This window comes from Gillisia hiemivivida (assembly GCF_007997295.1).
GTDB classification, from domain to species: Bacteria; Bacteroidota; Bacteroidia; order Flavobacteriales; family Flavobacteriaceae; genus Gillisia; species Gillisia hiemivivida.
The window spans coordinates 25,177-39,371 of sequence record NZ_VORY01000021.1; the positions used below are offsets into that span (position 1 = coordinate 25,177).

A 14,195-nucleotide genomic window follows, 5' to 3' on the forward strand; every position below is an offset into this window, starting at 1 on the left:
TCATTCCTCCCAAAGAGTGAAAATTAAACTTAGAATAGTGCCTGCCACCAGTAAATACACCCCAATATCAAAAAGTATTGGTGTTCCCGGTTTTCCTAAAACGGGGATCGTAATTTCATCATGCCATAATCCGGTTAAAAATGATTCTCCGGCAAAAAGGGGAATCAATCCACTTAAAACGGCCATGAGCAACCCCCAGGCAATAAGCTTCAAGGGCCTGATTTTATATTTTTCTTTTGTGCGCTTCACTCCATAATTGAGGGTGTACAATGAAAAAGCTATAGAAAATACCAGGCCGCCCACAAAGCCACCTCCCGGAGCATTGTGACCCCGAAAAAGCAGGAAAAGTGAAAAAATCACAAACAAGGGAACCAATAATTTTATTCCCATTGATAATATTGTCGAATTCATAGTTCCTCCTTTTTTCCTGTTTTATTAAATTTCACCAAAGCATATATCCCAATAGCTGCAATGCCCAATACAACCATTTCACCCAATGTATCCAGCGATCTAAAGTCAACCAAAATAACATTTACAACATTTTTGCCTTTTGCCAATAAGTAACTGTTTTCAGCGAAATAAGCTTTCAAATGTGACTCCAATGGATATTGGGTTACTATCATGACGATCCAGGTCATTAAGCCGCCAAAGACAATAGAAATCATAAAGTATCTAAACTTGATAAAGCTTTCAGTAAAAATTAAAAATTTAGGCAACTTCCATAAAACTAAAACAAAAATCACGACCGTTATGGTCTCGATTAAAATTTGGGTTATAGCCAGATCAGGAGCGCCAAACATGATGAAAATAAATGCCACACCGTAACCCACCACGCCAAGTAAAGCGATTGCCAAAAGTCTGGATTTTGCCATAACCGCATAAAAACAGGCAGCAATCATTATAAGACCAATAACGATGTCATAAATTCTAAAGTCACTCCACAAAATCGAAATACTGGGAACACTAAAATCTTTTAAAACCCACAATGACAGCAAACTAAACACTGCAATTAGCACAAAAACGTAAATTCTCAGGTTTCCGTTTTGAATTATTATGGTAACCCGTTTAGAAATTTCCACTACTGTACTTATAGTTCTATCGTAGACGCTTGAGGTTTTAATTTTATCAGAAACCTTAATAGAAGCTATAAATTTTGGGTTGAGGTAAATGAATAAAAATGTTAGGTAGCCAATAAAAATAGTCGCCATACTCATTATAAGCTCAGTATTGATACCGTGCCATAGGCTTAATTGTAGTTCGATATTTTCAGGCATTACTGCCAGGGAAGCTTGATTGAGCAAAGGAGAAATGAATCTGCTGCTTATTCCCAAAGTTACAGCAATCACAGCCATTAACAAAGGTCCTGCAACCAGGCTAAACGGGGCTTCTGTGGGTTGTGATTCCAGTTTGTTTCGCTTTCCAAAGAAAACTTTGTAACTAAGTATACCTGCAGCTGCAGTAATAAGAACCCCTGCAATAAAAAACGCCGAAGTCGTTAAGGGCGAGTTTATCACCATATCTATCGTTGAGGCATAGATTAACTCTTTGCTTATAAATCCAAATAACGGGGGGATTCCTGCCATGGACAAGCTGGCAATGATCACTGCCGTTCCGGTATAGGGCATTTTTTTAAATAATTTTCCAAGCTTCCTGATGTTTCTTGTTCCGGTTTGGTGGTCGATTATTCCGGCAAGTAAAAACAGGGCGCCTTTGTAGAGTGCATGGGCCAGTATAAAAACCACAGCAGCCTGAATGGCAATTTCTGTCCCAATACCCAAAAGCATCGTAAGCAACCCTAAGGCACTTACGGTGGTGTAGGCCAAAATCTTTTTTAAATCAGACTGTATAACAGCCGTGGATGCGCCCATGAGCATTGTTATCCCACCAACCACCAGCAAAGTTGTATTCCAATTGCCGGTTCCATTAAATAATGGGCTCATTCTGGCCAGCAAATAGATACCAGCTTTTACCATAGTGGCTGAATGTAAATAGGCGCTTACCGGTGTGGGTGCCGCCATAGCAGCGGGTAACCAGAAATGAAAAGGAAATTGAGCAGACTTTGTGAAGCAGCCCACAATAATTAGCATCATGGCAACGTGAAGAAAACCGCTATCGGCAATTTGATCGCCGCGCATCAGTAATTCTGAAATCGTGTTTGTTTCTCCCCCTATGCCAAGTAAAATTAATCCTGCCAGTAATGCTAAACCGCCACCCGCAGTAATTAACAACGCTTTAAGGGCAGCACCTCTTGACTCTTCTTTCTCATGGCTAAAACCAATCAAAAAATAGGAACTAAAACTGGTCAATTCCCAAAAAACAAAGAGACTAATGATGTTATCAGACAAGACGAGTCCGAGCATAGAAGCCATAAAAATCATCAAGGCAACAAAAAACCTGTCGGTTTTCTCATAAGCCTTCATATAAGTTCCTGCATACAGCAATACTATTGCTCCAATACCGGAAATTAAAAAGGCAAACAGCAAACTCAATCCGTCAAGTTTAAAATCCAAACTTACACCTAGACCCGGCATCCAGTTATAGGCCTCTTTAACTATACCACCGGCTGCAATTTGATTGTGTTTTGTGGCAAACCAAACAAATGCTGCAGCTGGAAATACAGCAAGAAACCTACCGGTGTTTGCTTTAAAAAATTTATAAAGCCACGGAAGTAAAACTGCTAGTAAAAATCCAATTAAAATGGTTGTTAGCATATTTATATTGGTTGATAAACTACGATTAAACCGGAATGCTGTTAGTATCTACTTTCAATAAATTAAATGAACCTTAAAAATAAAGAATTTATTTAGTTTTTTGAGTCGGATATTTAAAAACCCGTCAATGATTTTAAGGGCAAGTGTTTAAAAGCAAAATCTAACTACATTTTTAACCCGGTAGTACTTTTACTTACAAATTAGGGAGTGGTATATTTAAAGGATCTTATTGTGAAGGGTGATACGATAAAGGCCATGCCATTCGTTAAACCCTGGTTTGAGGTGAATCCATCAAAATTAGAAAGTTGTTGATAAAGAAATGATTTAAATAGGTGCGGTTTTTTTGGTGAAGATACATGCCGAGTAACAAGCTGCTGGGGCCTGAGAGTAATTAATTTCTACCTTTCTTCACTAAAAACAAGTGCTGAATAAGTTGGTCGATCATTATCAGCTATACCCATAAAAAAAGACCGCCTAAGAATGTATTTTAGACGGCCTCTTTCTGTTCCTCCGGGTAAGCCAACCATCTCGACCTTCCCGGTTTCACAGCGAGCTTCAGTTTACAATAAAGACAAGCAGACCCGGAATTTGTTACAATGCTGGTTTTATGCTAAATTTGTATCTTATGGAAAACAAGAAAACATTGGTTTTAGGGGCTTCCTTAAATACTTCAAGATATTCCAACCTTGCTATAAACAGATTGGTTGCTTATAAACACCCTGTTGTAGCGGTTGGATTAAGAAAAGGTGAGGTAGCCGGTGTTCCTATTGTTACTGAAAAGGAAAGTTTTGAAGAGGTAGATACCGTAACTTTATATCTAAATGCAAAAAGACAGGAGGAATATTATGATTATATAATTTCCCTGCATCCTGAAAGGGTGATTTTTAATCCCGGTACGGAGAACCCTGAATTATACAGGTTATTGAGGGAAAATAATATTGACTTTGAGAATGCATGTACCTTAATTATGTTGGGTACGAATCAATATTAGACCTAAGAATGTTAAAGCTCCATTTAGAATAAGTACAAAAAAGCCAAATTCAAATCCAAACCAAACTTCACTGTTCATACTTATTAGATAGCAGACTATTGGGGATAAAATCGCGATTACAGGTACCAATTTATCTTTCACCATCCATTTAGTAAAAAGTCCAAAGCTATAAAGTCCAAGTAACGGGCCGTAAGTGTATCCAGCAAATACAAAGAGTTTGGCAATTACGCTTTCATCCTTAATAATATACTTAAAACTTACTATTACAAGAATTAGCACTATAGAAACTGCGACATGGATTCGCTTTCTAACAATTTCTTGTTTAGCGGCTTTATATCTTTTTTCAATATCTAAAATATCGATACTAAAAGAGGTGGTAAGTGCAGTAAGAGCACTATCTGCACTACTGTATGCCGCAGCGATTAGTCCCAATACAAAGAAGGTGGCAATTCCAGCCCCCAATCCGCTTTGTGTAGCAATCACTGGAAATAGGTCATCTTTAGAAGCATCTATTCCGTTTAATCTGGCATATTCTGTAAGCAGCATGCCCAGTGCTAAAAACACCAAATTCACGAAAGTGAGTACTATGGTAAACCAGAACATGTTCTTTTGTGCATCCTTTAGATTCCTGCAGGTAAGATTTTTCTGCATCATATCTTGATCTAAACCTGTCATAACGATCGCTATAAAAGCCCCAGAAATAAACTGTTTCCAGAAGTAGTTGGCACTTTTGAAATCATCGAAAAAGAACATCTTAGAGAAATCACTATCTGCAATATGACCAATTAAATTACTTCCTTGAATCCCTAAACTATCAGAGACATAATAAATACTAACTCCCACAGCAATAAGCATACAAAGGGTTTGTAAAGTATCAGTATAAACAATGGTTTTTATCCCAGATTTAAAAGTATAAAGCCAAATTAAGGCAATGGTCATAACAACTGTGGCCCAAAATGGAATCCCTAAAGCATCAAAAAGAATTATTTGTAAAACATTGGCTACCAGAAAAAGCCTAAAACTGGCACCTACAACTCGGGACAATAGAAAGAAAGAAGCTCCCGTTTTGTAAGAGTATTTACCAAATCTACTTTCCAGATAAGTATAAATGGAGGTCAGGTTCATTTTATAATAGAGGGGAAGTAGTACTAATCCAATTACTGCGTATCCTACAATATAACCTAATACCACCTGCATATAGCTAAACTGGCTAGCTTCTACCCATCCAGGAACTGAGATAAAGGTGACACCACTAAGTGAAGCGCCAATCATTCCAAATGCTACAACATACCAAGGCGATTGCCTGTTGGCCTTGAAAAAAGCATCATTATTAGAATTTTTACCGGTAAAGTAGGAGATAATTAATAATGCTCCAAAATAAGAAGCTATTAAGAGTAGGATGTAAGCTGGTTGCATAGAATTTCAATTTCGCAGCCAAAATACAAATTAATGTATAGGTTCTTGTTTAGTATGAGCTACTAAAATTTAATAGTATCCTATAAAAAATGTAATTTTGGACTATGGATTTTTCTTCTAAATTATTGGAACAAGCCGTGGCAGAAATGTCACAATTACCAGGTATTGGTAAACGAACTGCATTAAGATTAGTGCTTCATTTACTAAAACAACCAACTTCTCAAACTCAGCAACTTGCCGAAGCCTTATTAGATCTAAAGGCAAACATCAAATTATGCAAGAATTGTCACAATATAAGTGATACCGAAGTTTGTGAGATCTGCGCTAATCCTAAAAGAATAAAAGAATTGGTATGTGTGGTAGAAGATATTCGGGATGTTATGGCCATAGAAAATACAGGTCAATATCGCGGATTATATCATGTGCTTGGAGGTAAGATAAGCCCTATGGATGGGATTGGACCTTCGCAGTTAACCATAAAATCTTTAGTTGATAAGGTAAAAGAAGGAGAAGTTGAAGAAATTATTTTTGCTCTTAGTAGTACTTTGGAAGGAGATACTACCAACTTTTATATTTTCAGGCAATTGGAAGGTATAAATATAAAGACTTCTACCATCGCAAGAGGAATTTCTGTTGGAGACGAATTAGAATATGCAGATGAGGTCACTTTAGGAAGAAGTATTACCAATAGAATTCCTTTTGAGAGTTCCTTAAAAAGCTAAAGGCTACGGACAATTCATTTTAAATTTTCTTTAAATGATTAGATTCCCTTTAATTTAAAGGATCAGAATCGTAATTTTACAAGCATCAGAAGAGGTTGTTTTGAGGTTGAATACAGCTTTAGAAATAATTTTATTACATATTTAATACTTATGAAGCGTTAAATTAAGTAATTTCGCAATCAGAATTATAAAAAACATCGTTGAGATAATAATATGGCAAAGTTTGAACTTAAGTTACCCAAAATGGGGGAAAGCGTCGCAGAAGCAACAATTACTAGCTGGTTAAAAGAAGTTGGAGATACTATTGAAGCTGATGAGGCAGTACTGGAAATAGCAACAGATAAAGTTGATAGTGAAGTTCCAAGTGAGGTAGATGGTGTGCTTATTGAAAAACTTTTTGAGCCAGATGATGTAGTGCAAGTTGGCCAAACTATCGCTATTATTGAAATAGAAGGCGAAGATGATTCTAAGGAACAGCCTACGGAAGCTAAAAAACCAGAAGGAGCACTAGTTGAAGAAGCAGAAGAAATGCTGACTTCAGCCAAGAGTGCTTCAGAAACTTCAGAAACAGATTTCTCTGATTCTACCAAATTCTATTCTCCATTAGTGAAAAATATCGCTAAAAAAGAGGGAGTAAGCCTTCAGGAGTTGGAAACCTTAGAAGGAACCGGAAAAGATGGCAGAGTTACCAAAAACGATATTTTAGGACTTCTAGAAAATAGAAGTTCTCAGCCTAAATCTACAGCAAGTACATCTGCTCCTGCTCAATCGGCTCCGGCTGCTAAAAAGCCTTCTGCCCCTGTTAGTGTAAATGGAGGAGATGAGATCATCGAAATGAGTAGAATGGGTAAAATGATTGCGCATCACATGGTAGAAAGTGTTCAAACTTCTGCGCATGTTCAATCTTTTATAGAAGTAGATGTAACCAATATTTGGAATTGGAGAAGCAAAAACAAGACAGCTTTCGAAAAAAGAGAAGGAGAGAAATTAACCTTTACTCCAATCTTTATGGAAGCAGTAGCTAAGACTATCAAAGATTTTCCAATGGTCAATATAGCTTTAGACGGTGATAAAATTATTAAAAGAAAAAATATAAACCTTGGAATGGCTGCGGCACTTGGTAATGGCGATTTAATTGTACCGGTTATTAAAAATGCCGATACTTTGAATCTTGTAGGAATGGCGAAAGCTGTGAACGATCTTGCAAATAGAGCCAGAGAGAATAAATTAAAACCAGAGGATATCCAAGGGGGAACCTATACGGTAACTAACGTAGGTACTTTCGGAAGTATCATGGGAACTCCAATTATCAATCAGCCACAAGTTGCTATTTTAGCTCTTGGAGCCATAAGAAAGGTGCCTGCGGTCATTGAGACTCCGGAAGGAGATTTTATTGGGATTCGTTATAAGATGTTCTTATCTCACAGTTATGATCATCGTGTAGTGAACGGAGCATTAGGAGGACAGTTTGTGCAACGTGTTGCACAATATCTGGAAGCTTTTGACAAGAATAGAGAAGTTTAATCCTTCATTGAGAGTTTAATCCCTCATTGAGGGTTTAATTCCCCGAGGCTTGCCTTGGATTTTTAAAAGTATTTTCCAATTCATACCTCGTGGGCTTGCCCCGAGGTTCTTGATTTTCCCCGTCAAGATTCTTGATTTTCAAAACATATACCCTTAAAAAGCCACAAATGCTTCATTAATTATGTAGTGTAAGTGGCTTTTAAGTTTTCTAAAATTAGATAACAAAACTTTTTTACTGAAGACGACTTTGAATTTTTAGAACATTCAAAATATAGTATCTTTACAAAAATCAACTATTTTATGGAGTTAAAACTCACAAAACCAATTTGCTTTTTCGACCTTGAAACCACTGGAACTAATGTTGCTAAAGATCGAATTGTAGAAATTTCTATTTTAAAAGTATTTCCCAATGGCAATAAAGAAAGTAAAACATGGTTGGTGAACCCTGAAATGAATATTCCGGCTGAGGTAATTGCTATTCATGGAATTTCTAATGAAAAAGTAGCAAATGAACCCACTTTTAATACGTTGGCACCTAAAATCTATGAAATGATTAAAGGCTGCGATCTGGGAGGTTATAATTCAAATAGATTTGATATTCCGTTGCTTGCTGAAGAATTATTGCGAGCAGATATAGATTTTGATATGAAAAGTCAGGCATCTGTAGATGTGCAAACTATTTTTCATAAAATGGAACAAAGAACACTGTCTGCGGCCTATAAATTCTATTGTGATAAAGATCTGGAAGGAGCACATGGTGCCGAAGCAGATACGAATGCTACTTACGAGGTTTTGAAATCTCAGCTAGACAAATATGAAGATCTGGAGAACGATATGTCATGGCTATCTAAATACAGTGAAAGAAGAAAATTTGCAGACTTTGCTGGATTTATAGCATTCGATAAAAAAGGGGAAGAAGTATTTGCATTTGGGAAACACAAAGGAAAACATGTAGAAAAGGTCCTGGAAGAGGAACCTGGATATTTCGGATGGATCCAAAATGCCGACTTTCCATTATACACTAAGAAAATCCTAACCAGGATAAAATTGAGAAAGCTAAATACAAAAGTTAAATAGTAGGGCTTCTATGAAAATAATCTGCATCGGGAGAAATTATAGCGCCCACATTTCAGAATTAAAGAATGAAAAACCAACGGAGCCAGTTATATTCTTAAAACCTGACACTTCAATTCTTTTAAAAAAACAACCTTTTTTTATACCAGATTTTAGCAATGATGTTCATTATGAAGTTGAAGTGCTGGTGAAAATAAACAGGGTAGGGAAATATATAGAAGAGCAATATGCTCATAAATATTACAACGAGATTGGTTTGGGTATAGATTTTACGGCTAGAGACCTTCAGCAAAACTTAAAAGATAAAGGTTTGCCCTGGGAAAAGGCGAAAGGTTTTGATGGTGCTGCAGTAATCGGAGAGAAATGGATTGATAAAAAATCTATTTCCGACCTAAATAATATTAACTTTAGCTTAATTAAAAATAATCAGCCTGTGCAAACAGGGAATACTGGTGATATGTTGTGGAAAATTGATGAGATCATTTCTTATGTTTCAAAGTATTTCACTTTAAAAATCGGGGATATTATTTTTACAGGAACTCCAGAAGGAGTTGGTAAGGTTGAGGTTAACGATGTCTTAACTGGACTAATAGAAGAAAAGCAACTATTTTCAATACAGGTAAAATAAATGAAGAACTACAACTTAGACGACGTAATAGAAATGGCTGGTGGGGATGACGATTTTGTGAAGATAATTGTTCAAACATTTTTGGAAGAAATTCCGCCAGATGTAGCTTCAATGTCTGAAGCTATTTCTAGCAGTAATCCCGCATTAGCCTATCAATATGCCCATAAGATGAAGCCTAATCTTCAGCTTTTTGGCTTGAATCAGATGGATAATATATTAGTGATCGAGGCTTGGTCTAAAGGAAAGGAGCGCGAAACAAATGCTCGGGATGCGGGTGAAAAGATATCCGCTAAGGTTAGATTGGCAGAAAGAGAGTTGAAAAATGATTTTACCATCTAATGATTGCAGAAATAATTACAATTGGAGATGAGATTCTCATTGGTCAAATTGTAGATACTAATTCTGCACATATTGCCCAAGAGCTCAACAAGATTGGTGTCTCTGTACATCAAATCACTTCTGTAGAAGATGAGCGTCAACATATCCTTACTACTCTTAAAGAGGCTTCCAAACGCGCAGATATCATTTTGATCACTGGTGGGTTGGGTCCTACTAAAGATGATATTACCAAAAAGGTATTATGTGAGTTTTTTGAAGATTCTCTGGTTAGAGATGATGATGTTTTAATGCATATTGAGTCTATTTTTGCTAAATATATTAGCACCCCTATTTCAGATCTTAACAGGGAACAAGCGCTAATGCCTTCAAAAGCAATTGCGCTACACAACGAGTATGGGACAGCTCCTGGCCTGTGGATGAAAAAGGATGAAAAGGTTTTTGTTGCTATGCCTGGGATCCCATACGAGATGAAATCATTGATGGAACGTGAAGTCTTACCAAGATTGATAAAGGAGTTTAAGAGGCCATTTATCTATCATAAGACCATTAGAACCTATGGACTAGGGGAAAGTGCCATTGCGCAAAGATTAGAGGGCTGGGAGAACAACCTTCCTGTTCATATTAGACTTGCTTATTTGCCAAATTTTGGTACTGTGAGGTTAAGACTTTCAGGAAAAGGACTTAACGAGGAGGAGCTTAAATCTTCTATTGAAAAAGAATTTGAAAAGATCTATCCGATCTTGCACGACATAATTTCTGATGTTAATGGAGAGAATGAAGATATCAGCATCACAATTAGGGAATTATTGAACACGAAAAATCAATTTTTATCTGTTGCAGAGAGTTGTACAGGAGGGGAGTTAGCGACAAAATTCACTATAAATCCTGGAGCATCTACCTTTTTTAGAGGCGGGATTGTGACCTATGCGACGGATACTAAAGAAGATATTTTGAATGTTCCTCATGCTATTATCGAGAAAAACACTGTGGTTAGTGCGGAGGTTGCAGAAGAAATGGCACGGAATTCTAAGCTGATTTTTAAATCAGACTATGCTATTGCGACCACAGGAAATGCTGGACCCGATAAAGGTGACAGTGATAAAGAGGTCGGGACGGTATTTATTGGAATTGCTACTCCAGAGAAAGTTTTCTCTGAAGAATTCAAATTTGGAAAAAGTAGGGAGCAGGTAGTAAAAAAAACAGTGAATAAAGCCTTGGAAATGTTGCTCAAAGAGTTACTTTCTAAATAAAATATATATCAGAAGTATTTGATATCAAAACAACTAGAATGCATCTTAGTGATAAACAGTAAATAAGCTATAAAAAATTTTATTTTTATGTTGGCAGTTACTTAAAAAAATCGTTAATTTGCAGCCTGTTTTGAAATAACAAGATAAAGAATAGTACAATGTCAAGAGTTTGTGAACTTACAGGTAAAAAAGCAATGGTTGGGAACAATGTTTCTCACGCCATGAATAAAACCAAGCGTAAATTTAATATCAATTTATTAAAAAAACGTTTTTATATTCCCGAAGAAGATAAGTGGGTAACCCTAAAAATATCTGCTTCTGCATTAAAGAACATCAATAAAAAAGGGATCTCTGCTGTCATGAAAGATGCTAGAGAAAAAGGATTTTTAAACAAATAATCCTAAACCATAAAGACACGAGAAAATGGCAAAGAAAGGCAATAGAATTCAGGTTATCTTAGAATGTACAGAGCATAAAGAATCTGGTAAACCAGGTACTTCAAGATATATTTCAACAAAAAATAAAAAGAACACGCCAGACAGATTGGAGTTAAAGAAATTTAACCCTATTCTTAAGAAAATGACGGTTCATAAAGAAATTAAATAATATAAGTCATGGCAAAAAAATCAGTAGCATCGTTACAAACTGGATCTAAGAGATTATCAAAAGCCGTTAAAATGGTGAAATCTTCAAAAACTGGCTCTTATACTTTTGTTGAAAGTATTATGATTCCAGAGCAAGTAAATGACTTTTTAGCTAAAAAATAAGTTATTTTAAAATATTTTAAAAGCCGTCCAGAGCCATCTGGACGGCTTTTTCTTTTTATGTATATTTACGCATGAATTTGTGCTGATTCTAGGTTTGACTTCAGCAAGAAAACCATCCAAGAGAAATGAGTTTATTTAAAAAAATATTTTCCAAAGAGAAAAAAGAAACCCTGGATAAAGGACTAGAGAAATCTAAAACCACCTTTCTTTCTAAGATGAGTAAAGCCGTTGCCGGTAAATCTACTGTGGACGACGATGTTTTAGATGATCTTGAAGATGTATTGGTAAGTAGTGATGTAGGTGTTGCAACCACGATTAAGATAATTAAGAGAATAGAAGAACGTGTAGAGCGTGATAAATATTTAGGGACAGCCGAGCTTAATGAAATATTAAGAGAAGAAATTGCCGGATTGCTTTCTGAAACAGAAACAGGTTCTGGAAATGGATTTGATTTCGATAATTCCAGTAAACCATATGTAATTATGGTAGTTGGTGTGAATGGGGTAGGAAAAACTACTACTATCGGGAAATTAGCACATCAATTTAAAAAGGACGGTAAAAAAGTGCTTTTAGGTGCAGCAGATACTTTTAGAGCTGCCGCTATAGATCAACTTCAAGTTTGGGCAGATAGAACCGGAGTGCCAATTGTAAAACAAAAAATGGGGAGTGATCCCGCTTCTGTTGCTTTTGATGCAGTAGAAGTTGCTGTGAAACAAGATGTAGATGTGGTTATCATAGATACAGCAGGAAGGTTGCATAATAAAGTGAACCTTATGAATGAGCTTACCAAGGTAAAAAGGGTAATGCAAAAAGTAATTCCTAACGCACCTCATGAAGTATTGTTGGTTTTGGATGGCTCTACAGGGCAGAACGCTTTTGAACAGGCTAAACAGTTTACAGCGGCGACAGAAGTAACTTCTCTTGCTGTAACTAAATTGGACGGAACAGCTAAAGGTGGTGTGGTGATTGGAATTAGCGATCAATTTAAAATACCTGTTAAATATATTGGAGTTGGGGAAAGACTGGAAGATCTTCAAGTATTCAATAAATTTGAATTTGTAGATTCGTTCTTCAAAAAATAGTAGTTTCTATATTTTTCTGCTTAGAAACCTTGAATTTTAATATTTTTTATATAATATGAAACAGTTTTTACTCTCCCTCTCCTTATTATTAGTTATTGCTTGTAAAGAGGAGTCAAAACAACAAAGTTCTGTACAACCAGTTCAGGATACTACAAAAGTTGCTGATTTTAGAGAATTCAAAGTCTTGGATTCAAAATATATCCAATCAGATTCTATCTGGGCTCCATTCATTAAAGAATTAGAAGCTTTTTCTGAAGATAGATATGATCAATTATTGCCACTTATCTTGGATCAAGATATTCCTAGTTTGCAAAAAGCGATAGCTTCAAACACTTTTACCTACGAGGAACTAGTGTTGTTTTATTTAAAACGCATTCAGAAATATGACAGAAATAATGACTTGAGTCTAAATTCTGTTATTTCATTAAATCCGAATGTTTTACAAGAAGCTCGCGTTAAAGACCAAGGGCTTAAAAATAAAATGATGAAGCATCCAATTTTTGGAATTCCAGTGCTTCTAAAAGACAATATCAATACAGCAAACATGCCTACTACGGCGGGTGCTATTGCTTTAACCAAAAACATAACTGAAGACGCTTTTATAGTGAAGCGTCTAAAAGAAAACGGCGCTCTTATCTTAGGGAAAGCCAATCTAAGCGAATGGGCATATTTCTTTTGTGGAGATTGTCCTAGTGGATATTCTGCAGTTGGAGGCCAAACATTAAATCCTTACGGAAGAAGAATCTTAGATACAGGTGGTTCCAGTTCCGGAAGTGCGGTCTCTGTTGCGGCAAATTTCGCTGCGGGTGCAGTAGGATCTGAGACTGCAGGTTCTATTTTATCTCCTGCAAGTCAGAACTCTTTAGTGGGTTTAAAACCAACAATTGGGGTACTAAGCAGAGGGGGAATTATTCCAATTTCCAGTTATTTAGATACTCCTGGGCCTATCACTAAAAATGTAAGAGACAATGCTATCTTGTTTTCTGCGATGTCTGGAAGAGATTCACAAGATCCAGCTTCTGTAGAAAACAAAAACAACACTTCTAATTATTATGAAGATCTAGCTGAAGTTTCTCTAAAAGGGAAACGTTTTGGCGCTCTAAAATCTTTGATGGAAGATACTCTTTATGTAGCGGCTATAAATGATCTTAAATCTGCAGGTGCTGAAATAGTTGAGTTTGAAGGAGAGGATCTAGATCTTCCAAACTTTACTAGATTCCTTAATTTAGAGATGAAGAGAGATCTTCCTGTATATTTCAAAAAATATGGAAATAAGGATTTATCTTTTAAGACTGTGAAGGATGTGGTTGCTTATAACAATACAGATACTTTAATGCGTTCACCTTATGGGCAGAAATTGTTTGATGGAATAGTGGCAGATTCTGCTACTCCTGAAGAATTTGCAGCTATTCAGGATACGTTAATCACAAATGGGAAACGCTTTTTTGAGGTGCCTATGAAAGCTCATAATTTAGATGGAATTCTCTCCATAAATAATTACCATGCGGCATATGCTGCGGTTGCTAAATATCCAGCTATTACTGTTCCTATGGGATATGCAGAAAATAAGGCTCCAAAAGGCTTAACATTTATTGCCAGACCATACCAAGAAGCAGCTCTATTTAGTTGGGCTTTGGCCTATGAAAAAGCCTCAAACAAAAGAGTTTCACCTTTAAATTATAAAAATTAGG

The 14,195-nt window shown here is 36.3% G+C and carries 15 protein-coding genes; 12 read left to right on the forward strand and 3 right to left on the reverse strand.

Annotated features, from left to right (window positions below; translation table 11 throughout):
- Entirely contained in the window at positions 1–411 is a 411-nt protein-coding gene (locus tag ES724_RS13820) for a Na+/H+ antiporter subunit B (RefSeq protein ID WP_146933880.1), read from the reverse strand.
- Positions 408–2,711, reverse strand: coding sequence for a putative monovalent cation/H+ antiporter subunit A (locus ES724_RS13825; protein ID WP_146933882.1), 2,304 nt, complete (start codon positions 2,709–2,711; stop codon positions 408–410). The genes ES724_RS13820 and ES724_RS13825 overlap by 4 nt, the downstream gene beginning before the upstream one ends.
- 625 nt (positions 2,712–3,336) lie before the next feature.
- Here ES724_RS13825 and ES724_RS13830 point away from each other — a divergent pair.
- A complete protein-coding gene (locus tag ES724_RS13830) occupies positions 3,337–3,702 on the forward strand; it encodes a CoA-binding protein (RefSeq protein ID WP_146933884.1) in 366 nt (121 codons plus the stop codon).
- On the opposite strand, the gene ES724_RS13835 is transcribed toward ES724_RS13830, so the two are convergent.
- Entirely contained in the window at positions 3,673–5,118 is a 1,446-nt protein-coding gene (locus tag ES724_RS13835) for a sodium:solute symporter (protein WP_146933886.1), read from the reverse strand. The two genes, ES724_RS13830 and ES724_RS13835, sit on opposite strands and share 30 nt — an antisense overlap.
- A gap of 104 nt (positions 5,119–5,222) precedes the next feature.
- Here ES724_RS13835 and recR point away from each other — a divergent pair, with 104 nt between their 5' ends.
- The 11 genes from recR (at position 5,223) to ES724_RS13890 (ending at position 14,194) form a co-directional block, all read left to right on the forward strand.
- On the forward strand, positions 5,223–5,840 hold the full coding sequence (gene recR / locus ES724_RS13840; RefSeq protein WP_146933888.1) for a recombination mediator RecR: 618 nt from the start codon (positions 5,223–5,225) through the stop codon (positions 5,838–5,840).
- Between the two features lie 213 nt (positions 5,841–6,053).
- Positions 6,054–7,364 carry a dihydrolipoamide acetyltransferase family protein gene (locus ES724_RS13845; RefSeq protein ID WP_146933889.1) on the forward strand — a complete coding sequence of 437 codons (1,311 nt, stop codon included), beginning with the start codon at positions 6,054–6,056 and terminating at the stop codon, positions 7,362–7,364.
- Between the two features lie 300 nt (positions 7,365–7,664).
- Positions 7,665–8,441 carry a 3'-5' exonuclease gene (locus ES724_RS13850; RefSeq protein WP_146933890.1) on the forward strand — a complete coding sequence of 259 codons (777 nt, stop codon included), beginning with the start codon at positions 7,665–7,667 and terminating at the stop codon, positions 8,439–8,441.
- 10 nt (positions 8,442–8,451) lie between these two features.
- Positions 8,452–9,066 (forward strand): fumarylacetoacetate hydrolase family protein, encoded by a 615-nt coding sequence (locus tag ES724_RS13855; RefSeq protein WP_146933891.1) that lies wholly within the window; start codon positions 8,452–8,454, stop codon positions 9,064–9,066.
- Positions 9,067–9,405 carry a hypothetical protein gene (locus ES724_RS13860; RefSeq protein WP_026839301.1) on the forward strand — a complete coding sequence of 113 codons (339 nt, stop codon included), beginning with the start codon at positions 9,067–9,069 and terminating at the stop codon, positions 9,403–9,405.
- Positions 9,405–10,655, forward strand: a complete 1,251-nt coding sequence (locus ES724_RS13865) for a competence/damage-inducible protein A (RefSeq protein ID WP_146933893.1) — start codon at positions 9,405–9,407, stop codon at positions 10,653–10,655. Before ES724_RS13860 ends, ES724_RS13865 begins: the two co-directional genes overlap by 1 nt.
- A gap of 158 nt (positions 10,656–10,813) precedes the next feature.
- Entirely contained in the window at positions 10,814–11,053 is a 240-nt protein-coding gene (gene rpmB / locus ES724_RS13870) for a 50S ribosomal protein L28 (RefSeq protein WP_026839299.1), read from the forward strand.
- Positions 11,054–11,078: 25 nt separating this feature from the next.
- Positions 11,079–11,261, forward strand: a complete 183-nt coding sequence (gene rpmG / locus ES724_RS13875) for a 50S ribosomal protein L33 (RefSeq protein WP_010229301.1) — start codon at positions 11,079–11,081, stop codon at positions 11,259–11,261.
- 8 nt (positions 11,262–11,269) lie between these two features.
- Positions 11,270–11,422: a DUF4295 domain-containing protein gene (locus ES724_RS13880; protein ID WP_081661893.1), complete on the forward strand. Its 153-nt coding sequence runs from the start codon at positions 11,270–11,272 to the stop codon at positions 11,420–11,422.
- Between the two features lie 125 nt (positions 11,423–11,547).
- On the forward strand, positions 11,548–12,504 hold the full coding sequence (gene ftsY / locus ES724_RS13885) for a signal recognition particle-docking protein FtsY (RefSeq protein WP_146933895.1): 957 nt from the start codon (positions 11,548–11,550) through the stop codon (positions 12,502–12,504).
- Between the two features lie 55 nt (positions 12,505–12,559).
- On the forward strand, positions 12,560–14,194 hold the full coding sequence (locus ES724_RS13890) for an amidase family protein (protein ID WP_146933897.1): 1,635 nt from the start codon (positions 12,560–12,562) through the stop codon (positions 14,192–14,194).
- The last annotated feature ends 1 nt before the right edge of the window (position 14,195 follow it).